16 protein-coding genes are annotated in these 16685 nt (G+C 68.7%); 13 read left to right on the top strand and 3 right to left on the bottom strand.

The window, feature by feature from the left end:
• Positions 1-193: 193 nt before the first annotated feature.
• The 6 genes from DEU35_RS12025 to DEU35_RS12000 are packed head-to-tail and all read left to right on the top strand — an operon-like array spanning position 194 to position 5732.
• Complete coding sequence (locus DEU35_RS12025) at positions 194-1345, top strand: extracellular solute-binding protein (RefSeq protein WP_116239638.1); 1152 nt, start codon at positions 194-196, stop codon at positions 1343-1345.
• The gene (locus DEU35_RS12020) at positions 1345-2292 is read left to right on the top strand and encodes an ABC transporter permease (protein WP_116239637.1); all 948 of its coding nucleotides are present in this window, start codon (positions 1345-1347) and stop codon (positions 2290-2292) included. Before DEU35_RS12025 ends, DEU35_RS12020 begins: the two co-directional genes overlap by 1 nt.
• Positions 2292-3113: an ABC transporter permease gene (locus tag DEU35_RS12015; RefSeq protein WP_116239636.1), complete on the top strand. Its 822-nt coding sequence runs from the start codon at positions 2292-2294 to the stop codon at positions 3111-3113. The genes DEU35_RS12020 and DEU35_RS12015 overlap by 1 nt, the downstream gene beginning before the upstream one ends.
• Entirely contained in the window at positions 3110-4192 is a 1083-nt protein-coding gene (locus DEU35_RS12010) for an ABC transporter ATP-binding protein (protein ID WP_116239635.1), read from the top strand. The genes DEU35_RS12015 and DEU35_RS12010 overlap by 4 nt, the downstream gene beginning before the upstream one ends.
• Positions 4189-4908 (top strand): glycerophosphodiester phosphodiesterase, encoded by a 720-nt coding sequence (locus DEU35_RS12005; protein ID WP_116239634.1) that lies wholly within the window; start codon positions 4189-4191, stop codon positions 4906-4908. Before DEU35_RS12010 ends, DEU35_RS12005 begins: the two co-directional genes overlap by 4 nt.
• Positions 4905-5732: an inositol monophosphatase gene (locus tag DEU35_RS12000; RefSeq protein ID WP_103207318.1), complete on the top strand. Its 828-nt coding sequence runs from the start codon at positions 4905-4907 to the stop codon at positions 5730-5732. Before DEU35_RS12005 ends, DEU35_RS12000 begins: the two co-directional genes overlap by 4 nt.
• Here DEU35_RS12000 and DEU35_RS11995 read toward each other — a convergent pair.
• Together DEU35_RS11995 and DEU35_RS11990 are read right to left on the bottom strand one after the other, a co-directional pair.
• Complete coding sequence (locus DEU35_RS11995) at positions 5719-6396, bottom strand: peptidylprolyl isomerase (RefSeq protein ID WP_103207315.1); 678 nt, start codon at positions 6394-6396, stop codon at positions 5719-5721. The two genes, DEU35_RS12000 and DEU35_RS11995, sit on opposite strands and share 14 nt — an antisense overlap.
• A gap of 31 nt (positions 6397-6427) precedes the next feature.
• A complete protein-coding gene (locus DEU35_RS11990) occupies positions 6428-7153 on the bottom strand; it encodes a Pr6Pr family membrane protein (protein ID WP_181904641.1) in 726 nt (241 codons plus the stop codon).
• A gap of 215 nt (positions 7154-7368) precedes the next feature.
• Between DEU35_RS11990 and DEU35_RS11985 the strand changes: the two genes are divergently transcribed.
• The 7 genes from DEU35_RS11985 to DEU35_RS11955 all read left to right on the top strand — a co-directional run bounded on the left by DEU35_RS11985 (position 7369) and on the right by DEU35_RS11955 (position 15113).
• Positions 7369-8736: an ABC transporter substrate-binding protein gene (locus DEU35_RS11985; RefSeq protein WP_116239633.1), complete on the top strand. Its 1368-nt coding sequence runs from the start codon at positions 7369-7371 to the stop codon at positions 8734-8736.
• Positions 8737-8811: 75 nt separating this feature from the next.
• Positions 8812-9687 carry a carbohydrate ABC transporter permease gene (locus DEU35_RS11980; protein WP_116239729.1) on the top strand — a complete coding sequence of 292 codons (876 nt, stop codon included), beginning with the start codon at positions 8812-8814 and terminating at the stop codon, positions 9685-9687.
• A gap of 7 nt (positions 9688-9694) precedes the next feature.
• Positions 9695-10564, top strand: a complete 870-nt coding sequence (locus DEU35_RS11975) for a carbohydrate ABC transporter permease (RefSeq protein ID WP_258873544.1) — start codon at positions 9695-9697, stop codon at positions 10562-10564.
• 31 nt (positions 10565-10595) lie between these two features.
• On the top strand, positions 10596-11759 hold the full coding sequence (locus tag DEU35_RS11970) for a mandelate racemase/muconate lactonizing enzyme family protein (RefSeq protein WP_116239632.1): 1164 nt from the start codon (positions 10596-10598) through the stop codon (positions 11757-11759).
• A 10-nt stretch (positions 11760-11769) separates the two neighbouring features.
• On the top strand, positions 11770-12528 hold the full coding sequence (locus tag DEU35_RS11965; protein ID WP_116239728.1) for a FadR/GntR family transcriptional regulator: 759 nt from the start codon (positions 11770-11772) through the stop codon (positions 12526-12528).
• A 96-nt stretch (positions 12529-12624) separates the two neighbouring features.
• Positions 12625-13911: an adenylosuccinate synthase gene (locus DEU35_RS11960; protein WP_103207304.1), complete on the top strand. Its 1287-nt coding sequence runs from the start codon at positions 12625-12627 to the stop codon at positions 13909-13911.
• The gene (locus DEU35_RS11955; RefSeq protein ID WP_116239631.1) at positions 13911-15113 is read left to right on the top strand and encodes a beta-propeller fold lactonase family protein; all 1203 of its coding nucleotides are present in this window, start codon (positions 13911-13913) and stop codon (positions 15111-15113) included. Before DEU35_RS11960 ends, DEU35_RS11955 begins: the two co-directional genes overlap by 1 nt.
• A gap of 370 nt (positions 15114-15483) precedes the next feature.
• Here DEU35_RS11955 and DEU35_RS11950 read toward each other — a convergent pair whose 3' ends face one another.
• Positions 15484-16608, bottom strand: coding sequence for an AI-2E family transporter (locus tag DEU35_RS11950; RefSeq protein WP_116239630.1), 1125 nt, complete (start codon positions 16606-16608; stop codon positions 15484-15486).
• Positions 16609-16685 lie beyond the last annotated feature (77 nt).

Raw genomic sequence — 16685 nt, 5'->3', positions numbered from 1 at the left:
TTCAGGGGTCGAACTCAGGTTGGGGGTGCTCACTTTCGCTCAGATTAACGCTCATTGAACGGCTATAGGCGCTCATTTGAAACCTCCAGTCAGGGCTTCGCCGCAAATGAGCGCGCGAGTTAGCGTGACACCGTCGTCCTCGCGCCGCACGGGACGACGCACCCGAACCCCCTTCCTCTCACAGGAGAACCCCGTGAAAAGTCCTCGCCTGATCGCCTCCCTCGCCGCCGTCGCGGCCGTCGGGCTCGCCCTGGCCGGCTGCAGCCAGAGCGGCTCGAACGGCTCGTCGTCCGACGGGTCCGACAAGACCCTCACCGTCTTCCTCAGCGCCGACACCAACATCCAGGACCTCTGGCAGAAGACGCTCATCCCCGCGTTCGAGAAGGACAACCCCGGCTACACGGTCAAGGTCGACTTCGACCTGCACGGCGCACACGACCAGCAGACCGTGGCCAAGCTCACCGCAGCGACGGTGCAGCACCAGGACCCCGGCTACGACCTCGTCGACGCCGGCTTCGTGACCCAGGTCGCGGCATCCGGTCTACTCACCCCCGTGACCGCCGACCAGGTGCCCGCGCTCTCCGACGTACCCGCAGCTCTCGTGCAGGCCGGCGGCAACGGCGGCGTGCCCTACCGGGGGTCGAGCGTCGTGCTCGCCTACGACACCAAGACGGTCGCCACCCCGCCGAAGACCCTCGCCGACCTGCTCGCGTGGATCACGGCCAACCCCGGTCGCTTCACCTACTGCGCGCCCAGCACGGGCGGCAGCGGCGCCTCGTTCGTGACGACCGTGCTCGACCAGAACATCTCGACGACCGACCGCACGACGCTCGCCACCGAGGCCGCCCCCGACCTCGAGAGCGACTGGAGCACCGGGTTCGCCACCCTCGCCGGCCTGAACGCCTCGGTGTACCAGAAGGGCGTCTACCCCAACGGCAACAGCCAGGTGCTCGACCTGCTCTCGAGCGGGCAGATCTCGATGGCGCCCGTGTGGAGCGATCAGTTCGTGACCGGCGTGAAGAACGGCCAGATCCCCTCGAACATCGCCTACACCCAGATCTCGGACCCCTCGTTCACCGGCGGCGCCAGCTACCTCGGCATCCCCGCGGCGTCGCCGCGTCAGGCCGATGCCGAGAAGCTGCTCTCGTGGGTGCTCTCGCCCACGGCCCAGGCGCTCGTCGCCGACAGCATCTCGGGCTACCCGGTGATCTCGCTCGACAAGCTGCCGGCATCGGTGCAGTCCACGTTCAAGGACGCCGACATCGCGAACCTGCGCCCCGGCTACTTCTCGGCCAACGCGGCCGACATGAACAAGGCGTGGGCCCAGAAGGTCCCCGGCAAGTGATGACCGCCGCCACCGCACCGCGGGTGGCGCGCCCCGCCGTCCGCCGAGCCCACCCGGCTCGGCGGGCGGCGGCGGCCGGCTTCCTGCTCGCGCTCCCCCCGGTGCTCGTGATCGCCCTGTTCGTGGGCGTGCCGGTGGTGACGGCGCTCGCGTTCAGCGTCGGGTTCACCGGCGGCCTCAACACGGTCATCGCCGCGGTGGGGCAGAACGTCCACCGCGCCGACGGCGCCGTGCCCACGCTCGCCGCCTACGGCGACGTGTTCGGCGCCGACGACTTCTGGCAGAACCTCGGCCTGACGCTCGGCGTCACCCTGGCCAGCACCGCGATCGTGCTCGTGCTCGCCGGCGGCATCGGTCTCTTCCTGCGCCTGCACGGCGGGTTCCTGGCGCGGCTGCTCTCGGCGGTCGCGATCGTGCCGCTGTTCATCCCCGTCGTCATCGCGTCGTGGGCGATCCTGACCTTCTACTCGGCCGACGGCTTCCTGACCAGCCTGTTCGCGGCGGTCGGCCTCGATGCGCCGGTGTGGGCGTTCACCCCGGTCGCCGTCGTCATCGGCTCGGCGTGGACGTCTCTGCCCTTCGCCGTGCTCATGATCACGTCGGGTCTGCAGTCGATCCCGGATGCCATGATCGAGGCGGCCCGCGACGCCGGTGCGGGAACGGTCCGCATCGTGCGGACCATCCTCGTGCCGATGAGCGCGGTGCCCATCGTCATCGCCGTGACGTTCACCGCGATCGGGGTGATCGGCTCGTACACCGTGCCGTACTTCACCGGCCCCAATGCGCCGACGATGCTCGGGGTGGCGCTGGCGAACTCGTTCACGTCGTACAACGAGCCGCAGCAGTCGATCGTCATGGCCTTCGTCGTCTTCGCCGCGGCATCCGGGATCGGCGCCCTGTACGTGTGGGCCAACTTCCGCACCGCTCGTCGCGAGGGGAGGGCCTGATGCCCCGGGCGCTCGCCACGGCCCTGCGCACCTCGGCCGCCGTGCTGTTCGCCGTCGTCCTGCTGGTCTTCGTGCTGGGGCCGCTCGTCTGGCTCGGCGCCCACGCCTTCGCCGACACGTGGACCTATCCGCACCTGCTGCCGGACTCGTGGACGCTGCGCTGGTGGTCGACCGTGCTGACCGACCCGCAGCTCGCGTCGTCGATCCAGAGCTCCCTCGCCATCACCCCGATCGTGGTCGTGGTCGCGGCGGTCGTCTGCCTGCCGGCGGCCTACGCGTTCGCGCGGTTCGAGTTCCCCGGGCGGCGAGTGTTCCTGATCGGTCTGTTCGCCACGAACGCGTTCCCCAAGATGGGGCTGTTCGCCACCCTCGCCTCGCTGTACTACGCGCTCGGGCTGATGAACACGGTGGCGGGCGTGGTGATCGTGCAGCTGCTCGGAACGATCGTCTTCATGACGTGGATTCCCGCGGCCGCCTTCGCCGCGGTGCCCCGCTCGCTCGAAGAGGCGGCGCGCGACGCGGGCGCGTCCCGCGTGCGCGTCTTCCTCACCATCACCCTGCGGCTGGCCCTCCCCGGCATCCTGGTGGGCTGCGTGATGGCCTTCCTCGCCGCCTTCGACGAAGCCCAGGGCACCTACCTGGTCGGCGCCCCCGACATCGTGACGATGCCCACCGAGATGTACTCCCTCGTCCTCAACTTCCCCAAGCAGGTCGCCGCGGTGTTCTCGATCCTGCTCGCCATTCCCTCGGTGGTGCTCCTGCTCGCCGTGCGCAAGCACGTCATGGGCGGTCAGCTCGCCGAAGGATTCCAGCTCAAATGAAGGAGCATGCTGTGACCATCGCGGCCGATCCGACCTCGCTCTCGCCGTCGCCGGCGGGTTCGTCCGACCCCTCCGCGGGGCTCCGCCTGCGCTCTCTGCGCAAGACCCTGGGTGGGCGGACCATCATCGACGACCTCGACCTCACCGTGCAGCCGGGCGAGCTCGTGTCCCTGCTCGGTCCCTCGGGGTGCGGCAAGACGACGACTCTGCGCATGATCGCCGGTTTTCTCGCCCCCGACGAGGGCGGCATCGAGATGGCGGGCCGCGACGTGACCCGGCTCGGGCCCGACAAGAGGCCGAGCGCGATGGTGTTCCAGAACTACGCCCTCTGGCCGCACATGACCGTGGCCAAGAACGTGGCCTACCCGCTGCGTCTGCGCCGCCTCCCGCGCGCCGAGATCGCCGAGCGGGTCGACGCCGTGCTGCAGCTGGTGAACCTGCTGCACCACCGCGACTCGCGCCCGCCGCGCATCTCGGGCGGCGAGCAGCAGCGCGTCGCCCTGGCCCGCGCGCTCGTGCAGGAGCCCGAGGTGCTGCTGCTCGACGAGCCGCTCAGCAACCTCGACGCGAAGCTGCGGATCAGGGTGCGCGAAGAGATCCGCGACCTGCAGCAGAGGCTCGGCATCACCACGGTCGTCGTGACGCACGACCAGGAGGAGGCCCTGTCGATCTCGGATCGCGTGGCCGTGATGAACGCGGGTCGCGTCGAGCAGTTCAGCGCTCCCGGCGAGCTCTACCGGCGGCCCGAGACAGAGTTCGTGGCGACGTTCATCGGCTCGATGAACCGCCTCGCGGGCGGGTTCGACGGGACGCGCCTCGTTCCGGGCGCCGATGTCGTCGGCATCCGCCCCGAAGACGTCGTCTTCACGCTCGATTCCCGGCCCGGTGCCGTGCCGGCGCGCGTGGAGCGGGTCGTTCCGCACGGGCACTTCCACCGGGTGCGCCTGCGCCGCGAGGACGCGACCCTCGACGCCTTCGTTCCGGGGGAGCCGCCCACGGTGGGGACCAGCGGATACGCCTCGATCGCCTCGGCCCTGGTGTATCGCGACGGCCGTCTCGTCGATGCGGTGTCACGATGACGGCACGCGTCTCGCGCGCCTGCGCCCACAGGGGGGACTCCGGCAGCCTGCGCGAGAACACCCTGCCGGCGATGCGCTCGGCGCTCGCCAAAGGCGCGGCCGTCGTCGAGATCGATGTGCGTCTCACCGCCGACGGCGACGTGGTCGTCCTGCACGACGCCACGTTGGATCGGCTCTGGGGCGACCCGCGCGAGATCGAGGACGTTCGTACCGTCGAGCTCGTCGCCTTCGGCGACGCCGATCACCGGCCGCCCCTCCTCGCCGAGGTTCTGCCGTTGTTCGCCGACACCGAGAGTCGTCTGGTGATCGACATGGATGCCGCCCGCCCGGCCGCCGCGGCCCACGCGGTCGTCGCGGCCTCGGGCGTCGTCGTCGACTGGTGCGGTCATCTCGAGGCCATGCGCGTCCTCCGTCAGCTGGACGCGGACGCGCGCATCTGGTTGCCGTGGGCGCACGAGCAGCCCCCGGTGTCACTCGACCTGGAGGAGTTGTCGCCGGTGCTGATCAACGCGCCGTTTCCCGTGGTCGACGATCGGTTCGTGAACGCCGTCCACGACCTGGGCCTGCCGGTCACCGCGTGGACGATCGACGACGAGAGCGACCTCGTCCGGGCGATCGAGCTCGGGATCGACACCATCACCACCAATCGCCTCGATCGATTGCAGGCGATGATCGCCACGCGATCGGCATCCGCAACGAAGGAGCAGAGCAGATGACCCCGACGGATCTATCCGCGGCCCGCGAACTGGCGGTGGACCTCGCGCGATGGGCGATCGACGAGACGCGCGCGTACCGGGTGACGGCGGTGCACGCCAAGGCGCATCCGGCCGACCTCGTCACCGAGCTCGATCGCGCCATCGAGAGGCGAGTGCGCGAGGTCGTGCTCGATCGCTTTCCCGACCACGCGTTCGTCGGGGAGGAGTACGGGGGCAGTGCGAGAACCGGTGTTCCGACCTGGTACCTGGATCCCGTCGATGGAACCACCAATCTCGCCAACGGCGTTCCCTGGACGGCCTTCTCGCTCGCGCTCGCCGTCGACGATCAGCCACTCGTCGGCGTCGTTGCGGAGCCCTGGCAGAACGCGGTGTTCGATGCGGTCGCCGGGCAGGGCGCTCGACGCGACGGCATCCCGTTGCACCTGCCGGAGCGCGCGGGGCTGCGCGGGGGAGTGGTCGGCACCGAGCTGGCGGGCCACGAGCCCTGGCCCGGGATGGACGGCGTCGCGCTCTCGCTCACGGCGGCGTTCTGCACGCTGCGCGTCATGGGCTCGGGAACGTTGACGCTCCTCGGGCCGGCCGCGGGCCGCGGATGCGCCGCGCTGGTGCACCGGTTCAGCCCGATCGATCACCTCGCCGCGGTGCTCATCGCCCACGAGGCCGGGGCGGAGGTGCGCGACGAAGACGGTCGCCGATCGCTCTTCCCCCGCCGCGGCGGTGTGCTCGTGGCATCCGGGCTCGTCGCCGACGAGATGTCCGCGGTGTGGTCGCGGGCTCTCGCCCGGTCGGCGTCGGATGCTCGCGCCGCGATCAGCCGATCGTGACGCCGGTGATCGTGACCGGAGTCGCCGGAGCGCCGTCGGCCGCGCCGCCGGCCGTGCCCGCCGCGGCGATCTTCTTGACGACCTCGAGTCCCTCCGGCGACATGGTGCCGAAGACCGTGTAGTTCGGCTGCAGCTTCGTGTCGGCGTAGACGAGGAAGAACTGCGAACCGTTCGTGCCGGGGCCCGCGTTGGCCATCGCGACGGTGCCCGCGGGGTAGGTCTCACTGCCGTCGAGCTCGTCGTCGAAGCGGTAGCCGGGGCCGCCGCGGCCCGTGCCGGTCGGGTCGCCGCACTGCAGGACGAAGATGCCCTGCGTGGTGAGGCGATGGCATTCGGTGTTGGTGAAGTACTGCTGCTGCGCGAGAGAGACGAAGCTCTCGACCGTGCACGGGGTGCGCTCACCGTTCAGGGTGATCGGAATGGCGCCGGCGGAGGTCTCGAGGGTCGCTTCGATCTTTCCGGTGGGGCGCTCCGTGCCCGCGGCCGGCGGGGTGACGTCCGCGGAAGGCTGACCCGATGTCGGGTAGGAGCAGTCGCCCGAAGCGGCGCTCGAGCTCGAGGCACTCGCCGCGGGGGCGGGAGCGGACGTGGTGCCTCCGGCGCAGCCGGCGAGCAGAAGAAGGGCGGAGGCGGCGAGGGCCGCGGAGATCAGTCGAGTGCGCACGCCTCCAGGGTAGGGCGTCGACCTCGACCCGTCAGTGCAGGGGCTGCTTCTGGTGCGCCGGGTCGATCGGCATCCGGATGCCGCGTGCCCGACCGATCGCGACGACACCGAGGGCGAGGGCGATGATGGCCACGGCGATGACGACGATGTAGACCGCGACACTGCCCCACCCGCCGGTGTTCGGATCGAGGAAGGGGTAGGGGTACCAGAAGGGTGCGCCCGTCGTCGGGTTGGTGATGAGTGGCGCGCGCAGCAGCGTGTAGACGATCCACGCGATGGGGAAGATCGCCGCCGCGAACGCCGCCGACCAGGGCAGTCGCCGTCGCGCGGGACCGAGGAGGACGTCGAGGAGCAGGAACAGCGGGCCCCACACGTGCAGGATCTCGTTCGACCAGCCGACCGTCTCGGGCTGCAGGGGGATGCCGCGCAGCAGAAGGTTGTAGACGACGCCGGTGACGATCATGTAGGTCGACACGAACACGAGAGCGGTCGCCAGGGCGGGCGGATCGACGTCGATTCGACGACCGCGCGCGAAGAAACGGGCGCCGAGCCAGGCGAGCACGACCGCCGACGAGACGTTGGAGAGGATCGTGAAGAAGCTGAAGAAGTTGGCGACCACCGTCGTGACGTCCCGGCCCCGCGCGGCGGCCTCGGCCGTCGACGACACGAACTGCGCGCCCACCGCGACGAGGACGAATACGGCCACCGCCACGCGCGCCGTGTTCCATCCGATAGCCCACCCGCGCGATCTCTGCATCGCTCCAGGCTAAGGAGGGCCCGGATGCAGGGGGAGGGGTTGCAGCGGCCCCCGCCATGGGGTCACGCACCGGCAGTCCGTTCCCGGAAGCCCCCGACGGCGACGCGGAAGGCGTTGCCAATTCGTGATCGGAGAGCGTCGACTAAACATATGACGTATGTTCTATGCTAGCGTACGGTCACCCGACCTCGTCGAAGAAGACAGGAGCTTTCGCAATGCCGCAGCACTTCCCCGGCGCTCGCCGCCGCCTCGCCCTCGCCGGCGGTCTCGCCGTCGTCTCCGCTCTTGCGCTCAGCGCATGCAGCCCCGCCTCGAGCGGCAACGATTCCAGCAGCCCGTACGGCTTCACCGCCGCCGAGCAGGACCCCTCGAGCGCCATCACCGTGTGGGTGGACTCCTCGCGCGAACCCCTCGCCCAGGCTTTCGAGAAGGCCAACCCCGACGTCAAGCTCAACATCGAGACCTACGACGGCGGCTCCGGCGGATCCGGGTCGTTCCAGCAGAAGATCGCGCTGTTCGACCAGTCCGGGGAGGGCTGGCCCGACGTGGTGTTCTCGACGCAGCAGAACGACACCTCCTGGGCATCCAAAGAGAACAACGGCGTTCAGGCCTTCGCGGCGCCGCTGAACAAGGGCCTCATGGACCAGAGTTTCCTCGACGGTTTCACCACGGGCGCACTCGGACCCATGACCGTCGACGACACGGTCTACGGCCTGCGTAACGACCTCGCGCCCGTGGTGTTCTGGTACAACAAGACGCTCTTCGACCAGTTCGGCTACACGATCCCCACCACGTGGGAGGACTACAAGACGCTCAGCGACAAGGTCGCCGCCGAGCACCCCGGCTACATCCTCGGCTCGGTGGGCGACTCCTTCCAGGCGCCCTACGTGTACTACTGGGGTGGTGAGGCGCCGATCTTCCAGGCGTCGGGCGACACGTTCACCTCGAACTTCTCCGACCCGAACTCCGAGAAGGTCACCGACCTCATCGACCACATGCTCGCCAACAAGACGCTCGTCACCGACAGCGTCTTCGGCGCGGACTTCGTCACCAAGTACAAGGACAAGCTGCTCGGCATCCCCGGTCCGGCCTGGTACTCCGGGGCGTTGTTCCAGAACGACAAGAGCCTGAACTACACCGCCGGAACGGTCGGCGTGGGCCAGGCGCTCAGCTGGTCTGACGGTGAGAAGGTCACCGGCAACGTCGGCGGCGGCGTCTGGTACGGCTCGAGCCACTCGAAGAACCTCGATGCCGTCAAGAAGTTCCTCACCTACGTGACCAGCTCCGACGACGCGGTCAAGCTCGCCTCCGGCCTGCCGGCCTACCAGTCGGCGGCGGACGCGTGGCTCAAGGAGCAGGCGGCCAGCAACTTCTACGTCGGCGACTTCCAGAAGAACATCTCCGGAGCCGCGTCGTCGGTCTGGCAGGGCTGGGGTTACCCGAGCTTCAGCATCGAGGCCGCGTTCTCGAAGGTCGTCCTTCCCGCTATCACGGCGGGCAAGACGGTCGCGAGCGTGACCGACGCGTGGAAGACCGAGATGGACAACCAGGCGCAGGTGCAGGGCTACACGGTCGCCAAGTAAGGGTCCGAATCTCTCCACGGGCTGGCCGCGGCTCGACACCGCCGCGGCCAGCCCTCTCCCGAAACGGAAGTGACCATGCTCTCCCTACGTCGAGCCCAATCGACGTTCGCCTACCTGATGATCGGTGGGTACGTCCTCCTGCTCTTGGCCTTCGGGGTCTTCCCGACCCTCTACGCCGCTTTCCTCGCCTTCACCCGGGACGGCGCGTTCGTGTGGTTCGAGAACTTCCAGCGCGTCGTCGCGGACTATCGCTTCCTTCCCGCGGTCGGCCACGTCGCCGCCTTCGTGGCGATCTGGCTCACGAGCCTCATCATCATCGTCGTGATCCTCGCGGTGATCGTCCACGCGATCCGCGTCCGGTGGCTCTCGTCGGCCGCACGGTTCATCTTCTACATCCCCGGCGCGCTCGCCGGAGCCTCGAGCGTGCTGCTCTGGCTCTTCATGCTCGACCCGACGGTCAGCCCGGTCAGCGGCTTCCTCCGGGCTCTGGGCTTCAATACGTTCGTCGACGTGGTCGGAAATGAGGGGGACCTCCCGATCGTCTTCACCGTCATCGCCTTCTGGGCGGGAGCAGGCGGCTGGATCGTCATCATGTACGGCGCCCTCAACAACATCAGCGTCGAGGTCATGGAGGCCGCGCGCATCGACGGCGCCGGTCCCATCGCCACGGCCTGGCACATCCAGATCCCGCTCCTTCGCAAGTGGATCTCGTACATGGCCGTGATGTCGCTCGCCGCCGGCACGCAGCTCTTCGTCGAGCCGCGCGTGCTGTCGCAGGCGAGCAAGGGCGTCGTCGGTCTCGATTACTCGCTGAACCAGGTGGCCTATCTCTACGCCTTCCGGCAGAACGATTTCAACGGGTCGGCCGCCATCTCGCTGCTCCTGCTCGTCGTCGCCGCCGGACTCGCCGCCTTCTTCGTCTTCCGAGGGGGACTCTTTGAACGCGACTAAGCGCACCGTGACCCCGGCCCGCTTCCTGGGCCGCTCCCTGGTCACCGTCGTCATCCTCTTCTTCGCGGTGGTCTTCGGCCTGCCGATCGTGTGGCTGCTGCTCGCGCCCACGAAGTCGTCGACGGAGTTGACGGGGCAGCCGCCCTTCAGCTTCGGCTCCTTCGCGACGATCGCCGACAACTGGGCACGACTCAGTGAGTTCCAGAACGGTGTCATCTGGCAGTGGACCGGAAACGCCGCGCTGTACACCGGCGTGGCTCTCGTGCTGACGCTCCTGGTGACCATCCCCGCCGGCTATGCCCTCGCCATGACGAAGTTCCGCGGACGCGGGGTGCTGCTGATCATCACCCTCGTCGTCATGCTGATCCCGAACACCGCTCTCGTTCTCCCGGTCTTCCTCGAGATGAGCGCGCTCAAGCTGGTCGGTACCCCCTGGGCGGTGATCCTGCCGTTCTCGTTCTTCCCGTTCGGGGTGTACCTGACGTACATCTACTTCACGACGAGCGTTTCGAAGGATCTGCTGAACGCGGCCCGGATCGACGGGGCCAGCGAGCTCCGCGTCTTCACCGCGGTCGCTCTGCCGCTGGCCACCCCCGTGATCGCGCTCGTGGGGTTCTTCAACCTGGTCGGCAACTGGAACAACTACTTCCTCCCCTTCGTCATGGAGCCCGGTCGAAAAGCCCCCATCCAGGTCGGTCTCGCGGAGTTGCTCTCCAACGTGCCTCTGTTCAACCCGACCTCCGCCGCGTCGGTCACTCTCGACCTGCCGGTCATGGCGTTGGCCACCCTCGTCTCGGTCGCCCCGATCCTGATCGTCTTCCTCTTCTCGCAGAGGTTCCTGGTCGAGGGCATGACGGCCGGCGGGACGAAGGAATAAGCCCGCTTCGCGGGACGAAAGAAGTACACGCATGAAGATCACCGGCTACCGGCTCATCAATACAACCCTCGATTGGGGTCGTCCCGTGGGCGACGTCAACGGCTTCATCGACTCCGGAGTCACGGCCCTCCCGATCGTCGTCGTCGAGACCGACGAGGGCATCGAGGGCATCGGAATGGGCATGCACGACGGCATCCCGCAACTGTTCGAGGCCGTCGAGGGCGAAGATCCCCGTGCGACCTCGGCTCTGTACGACCGCATGATCGCGCGCATGTTCAAGATCGGCCACGGCGGCGCCGTGTTCGGTGGCATCGGAGCGCTCGACAGCGCCTTCTGGGACATCAAGGCGAAGGCCGCCGGCCAGCCGCTCTGGCGACTTCTGGGCGGTCGCGACCGCTTCGTTCCCGGGTACGCCTCGGGCCTGGATATCGCCCTCGACTCCGACGGTCTGACCGCCTATTACGCCGACATGAGCGATCGTGGATTCACGGCCGCGAAGCTCAAGGGCGGACGCGATGTGCGGCTCGACGCCGATCGTCTCGCGCTCACCCGCGATCTCCTCGGCCGCGCGACCGACGAGCCGCTGGTCATGCTCGACGCGAACGAATCATGGAACCTGCCCCAGGCGGTGCGGTACATCCGCCACCTCGAGGAGACCGTCGAACTGTCCTGGATCGAAGAGCCGCTGCGTCGGTGGGACGCACAGGGACTCCGCCGGCTGCGCGACAGCATCGCCCCGGCGGTGGCGACCGGCGAGAACCTCACGGGACTGGAGCAGTACCGTCAGCTCTTCGACGCGCAGGCGGTCGACATCGTGCAGTCCTCGGCGGTGTGGGGCGTCACGCACGCCCTTCGCGTGGCGATCGCCTCGCACGCGAGGGATCTCCCGGTGAGCCCGATCGGCATGACGTCGAACTACGCCGTGGCGAACGTCGCGACGTCGCTGCCGAACCATCTCCTCACCGAGGTCACGACGCCTCGTGCCCCCGAGGGCGTCATCCTGGATTGCGAGATCGCCGACGGCGGACTCGTGCTCGGCGATCAGCCGGGTGGCGGTGTCGCTCTCGACACGGCGGTGCTCGACGGATCGACGGACTTCGTGTGGGGCGGTGCCGGCGGGCCGCATGTGCGCAGCAGCCGCGCAGGGCTGGAACTGGGCGTCCGGCTCCCGCCCCGGGAGCCATCGCCGGAGTAAAGTGCTCACCATGCCTTCCGCCCCCATCGACGCGCAGCTCGCGAATCCGAGAAGGGGCCAGATCGACCGCATCGGTGTGCGGGTGCTCGAAGAGCTCGTCGAGATGATCGTCACGGGCGCAGTGGCGGTCGGCGAATTCCTGCCCCCCGAGCAGGCGCTGTGCGACGAGTTCGGCGTGAGCCGCACCGTCATCCGCGAGTGCATCAAACGGATCCAGGAAAAGGGCCTGGTCGTCGTCGCTCAGGGGCGCGGCACCCAGGTGCGCCACTTCAACGACTGGAACGTCCTCGACCCCGATGTGTTCGACGCGTTGGTGCGCCATGACGAATCCCTGGGCGTGCTCGACGAGGTGAGCGTCGTCCGCGCGGCCCTCGAAGGCGTCATGGCCGGCGAAGTGGCGAGCACCGGTAGCCCCGAGTCCCTGATCCTCATCCGCGGACACCTCGAGGACATGCGGCGCCTGCAGGACGACAACCCGGCCTTCCTCGAGGCCGACAAGGACTTCCATCTCGCCACCATGTCGGCCAGCCGCAACCGCATCGCGGCGACCATCGCGCGTTCGTTCTTCGTGCGACCCCGGCAGTCGCTGCGCTGGGAAGGGAACAACCCCGAAGACGCCGTCGAGCGCACGCTGGCGGAGCACGAGCGGGTGTTCGCCGCCATGGAGGCGGGAGACCCCACCGCCGCGCGCGTCGCCATGGAGGAGCACATCCTCGGTTCGTGGCGTCGACGCCGTCTCCCCGACGGCGACCACCACCTGCACCCCTGACGCGTCGCCCGCCGCGCCCCGTCCGCTCCGCGCGGGCGTGTCTCACCCGCTCGATAGGATGGGGTGTACCGCCGGAATCAGACGCGAGGAGCGCACATGCCCGGAATCGTGATCGTCGGCGTCCAGTGGGGCGACGAAGGCAAGGGCAAGGCCACCGATCTGCTCGGTGAACGAACCGACTGGGTGGTGAAGTTCAACGGCGGCAACAACGCCGGGCACACCGTCGTCATCGGCGACGAGAAGTACGCGTTGCACCTGCTGCCCAGCGGCATCCTGTCTCCGGGTGTCACCCCCGTCATCGGCAACGGTGTCGTCGTCGACCTCGAGGTGCTCTTCAACGAGCTCGAGGCCCTCAACGCGCGCGGTCTCGACACGAGCCGCCTCAAGATCAGTGCCAACGCGCACATCATCACGCAGTACCACCGCACCCTCGACAAGGTCACCGAGCGCTTCCTCGGCAAGCGCATGATCGGCACCACCGGCCGTGGAATCGGCCCGGCGTACGCCGACAAGATCAACCGCGTCGGCATCCGCGTGCAGGACCTCTTCGATGAGAACATCCTCCGGCAGAAGGTCGAGGGTGCCCTCGACCAGAAGAACCACCTGCTGGTGAAGATCTTCAACCGCCGCTCGATCACGGCCGACGAGATCGTCGAAGACCTGCTGTCGTACGCCGAGCGCGTGCGCCCCATGGTGGCCGACACGTCGCTGCTGCTGAACGACGCGCTCGAAGCGGGCGACGTCGTCGTCTTCGAGGGTGGCCAGGCCACCATGCTCGACGTCGACCACGGTACCTACCCCTTCGTCACCTCCTCCTCGGCGACCGCCGGCGGCGCGTCGACCGGCTCGGGAGTGGGCCCCAATCGGCTCGATCGGATCGTCGGCATCGTCAAGGCGTACACGACCCGCGTCGGCTCGGGTCCGTTCCCGACCGAGTTGTTCGACGAGAGCGGCGACTGGCTGCGCTCCCGTGGCTTCGAGTTCGGTACGACCACCGGTCGTCCCCGCCGAGTCGGGTGGTACGACGCACCCATCACGCGGTACGCCACGCGCATCAACGGCATCACCGATCTGGTGCTGACCAAGCTCGACATCCTCGGCGGTCTCGAACAGATCCCCGTGTGCGTTGCCTATGACGTCGACGGCGAGCGGTTCGACGATCTGCCGGTGAACCAGACCGACTTTCACCACGCGAAGCCGATCCTCGAGTACTACCCCGGCTGGAGCGAAGACATCTCCACCGCCCGCACGTTCGACGACCTGCCGCAGAACGCGCAGGACTACGTGCTGGCGCTCGAGAAGATGAGCGGCACGCGCATCTCGGTCATCGGCGTGGGCCCGGCCCGCGACCAGGTGATCGTGCGACACGACCTCATCGACTGATGCGTTTCTGGGTCGGTGCCTACGCCCCGGACACCGGGTCGGCGGAGGGCATCGGCATCCTGCAGGCGGGGGAGCGCGACGCGCTCGGCGCCGGTGGCCCCCTCGGCATGGTCGCGACCGCGGCCGAGGTGCCCGGATCGCCGTCGTGGGTGGCCGCCCATCCCTCGAACGACGACATCCTGTATGCCGCCGTCGAGTTCGACGGCACGGTCCAAGCGTTCCGCCGATCGAGTGAGACGCGGCTGTCCCCCCTCGGCCCGCCCGTCGAGGCAGGCGGAGCGGTGTGCCACGTCGCGGTCTCGCCCGACGCCTCGTTCTTGATCGCGAGCTGTTGGGGCGACGGGCGAGTCGTCCGCATGGCGCTGGATGCGCAGGGGCGGCCGTCGCGTCCGGTCGTCTCCGCCGAGGCGGCCGATCCCTACGGGGCACCCTCGGAGCAGGGCAGCGTGTCTACCGGCGCCCGGGTCTCGGGCGCGGTCGTCCCCGACCTCGCCGCCGCAGCGCGTGCGCTCCGCGAGGCCGCGGGCGAGGAGTACGCGCACCTCATCCCGGCGTACGACGACGTCCCCCTCACCGATGCGGAATCGGAAGAGGCTGCGGCTGGTGCACGCGTCTCGCGCGCCCATCAGGCGGTGTTCCTGGCCAACGGCCTCGTGGCCACGACAGACATGGGGTTCGACCTCGTGCGCTTCTGGAGCGCGAACGAGGGCGGCTTGATCCTGGTGCAGGAGGTCGCGCTTCCGAAGGGCAGCGGACCCCGCCACGGACTCTGGCATCCATCGGGCCACCTCTACGTCGTCACCGAGCTGAGCTGCGAGGTCTTCGTCTTGGCGCCCGACCGTGCGGGGCGCTGGCACGTGGTCTCGGGCCAACCGCTGCTCGGCACCCTTCCCACCGACACGGCGGCGGAGCTCTCGATGAGCCGTGACGGGACGACGCTGTACGCGGGCGTCCGCGGCAGCGACACCGTGGGGGTGTTGTCCGTTCGCGGGCACGGCGAAGAGGTGCAGTTGCTCGCCCTCGCCGAGACGGGCACGCACTGGCCGCGCCACCACCTCGTCGTCGACGACACCCTCCTCGTGGCGGGTCAGCTGGCGCACGAGATCGTGTCGCTGTCGCTCGACACCCGCACCGGTGTTCCGGGCCGGGTTCGCCACCGCACCCCGTCGCCGTCGCCGACGCGCCTGCTGCCGATGCGCTGAGCGAGTGCGTGCGGCCCGCGCGCGATTGCGCCCCGCGGCGGTCTGCGCGGGATACGGCGTTCACGAGCGTGGCGTCTCCGCGTGGACCGTCACCGCCGGGGAGGGTCCGGCGGCGGTGCCCATCACGGGGGTCGAGCACGCATAAACGCAATCCGCGCTCGTAAACGCGAGGACAGCGTGTTTATGGGCGCGGAGAGCGTTTATGCGTGGGGGAGCGGGCGTCGCCGGGCGTCGCCGCTCGGCATCCAGGTCGCACCGGGTATCGCGTCCGCGGACACCCATAAACGCGATCCGCGCTCGTAAACGCGGGGACCAGCGCGTTTATGGGTGCGGAGAGCGTTTATGCGTGGGGGAGCGGCGCTACGCCGCTCTACTTCTTGGCGTCCTGCCGCGGGATGACGATCTGCTTGACGATCAGCAGCACGGAGGCGGTCACGGGGATCGCCACGAGCGCTCCGAGCAAGCCGAGCAGCGTGCCGCCGACGAGTGCGCCGATGACGACCAGAGCACCCGGGATCGAGATGGTGCGGTTCATCACCCGGGGGGTGAGAATATATGCCTCGATCTGCATGTACACCAGATAGACGATGGCAAAGATGAGGCCCGCGGTCGGGCTGACGATGAGGGTGAACACGGTGGCCGTCGCCCAGAACAGCACCGAGCCGACCAGCGGGATCAGCGTGATGCCGAACGCCAGAGCGGCGAGCAGCGCCGCGAAGGGCTGACCGAGGATGGTCAGCACGATGAAGCCGAAGACGGCATTGCACAGCGCCAGCACGACCATCCCGGCGAGGTAGCCACCGACGGAGTCGGTGATCTGACCCGTCATATCGGCGACCGTTTCCCGGCTCCGGGCGGGAGTGAGGCGTACGAGTGAGTTCTTCATCTTGGGCAGGGATGCCAGGAAGTACAGGCTCAGCACCAGCACGATGATCGCGCCCGAGACGAAGGCGCCGATGTTCACGCCGACCTGCAGGAGTCCGCCGCCGATCGCGGCGATGTTGGCGGGGTTCGTGGCGAAGCCCTGCACCTCTTTGAGGACGTCACCAAGGCTGTCGCCGAAGTTGCTCTCGACCCACCGCACGGCGTCGCTGTCGATCAGGTCGTTCACGAAGGTCGGGATGTCGCCGATGAACTGCTCGACCTGCCGGACGACCGGCGGGATGAGCAACCACAGAGCCCCGGCCAGGATGACGGCGAGCCCGCCGAACACGATCACGATCGACCAGGCCCGTGCCAGTCCACGGCGCACCAGGAAGCGCACCAGGGGATCGAGGGCGAGAGCCACGAAGAGGGCGATCGCGATGTAGACGAGCACCGTCGAGAGGCTCGAGAGCGCGAGTCCGAGAAGGATCGCGGTCAGCCCACCGAGGGTCAGGAAGAACCCGGCCGCGTAGGGGCGGGAGACGGCCGACCAGACCGGCTTGTCGCGCGAGGTGGTGGCCCCGGCATCTGCGCCTTCGGCGGTGGGGTCGGGGCGCGTGGATCGGCTCATGCTCACACTGTAGGACTCGCTGAGAGTCGTCCTCGCAGGCTGGCGCCGAACGGTAGGGTCGGAGCGATTGAGGAGGA

Origin of the sequence: Microbacterium sp. AG157, from assembly GCF_003385695.1 — a bacterium.
Classification (GTDB): Bacteria; Actinomycetota; Actinomycetes; order Actinomycetales; family Microbacteriaceae; genus Microbacterium; species Microbacterium testaceum.
Note: the sequence above shows the minus strand (reverse complement) of the source record. Positions and strands in the feature narration are given on the sequence as shown.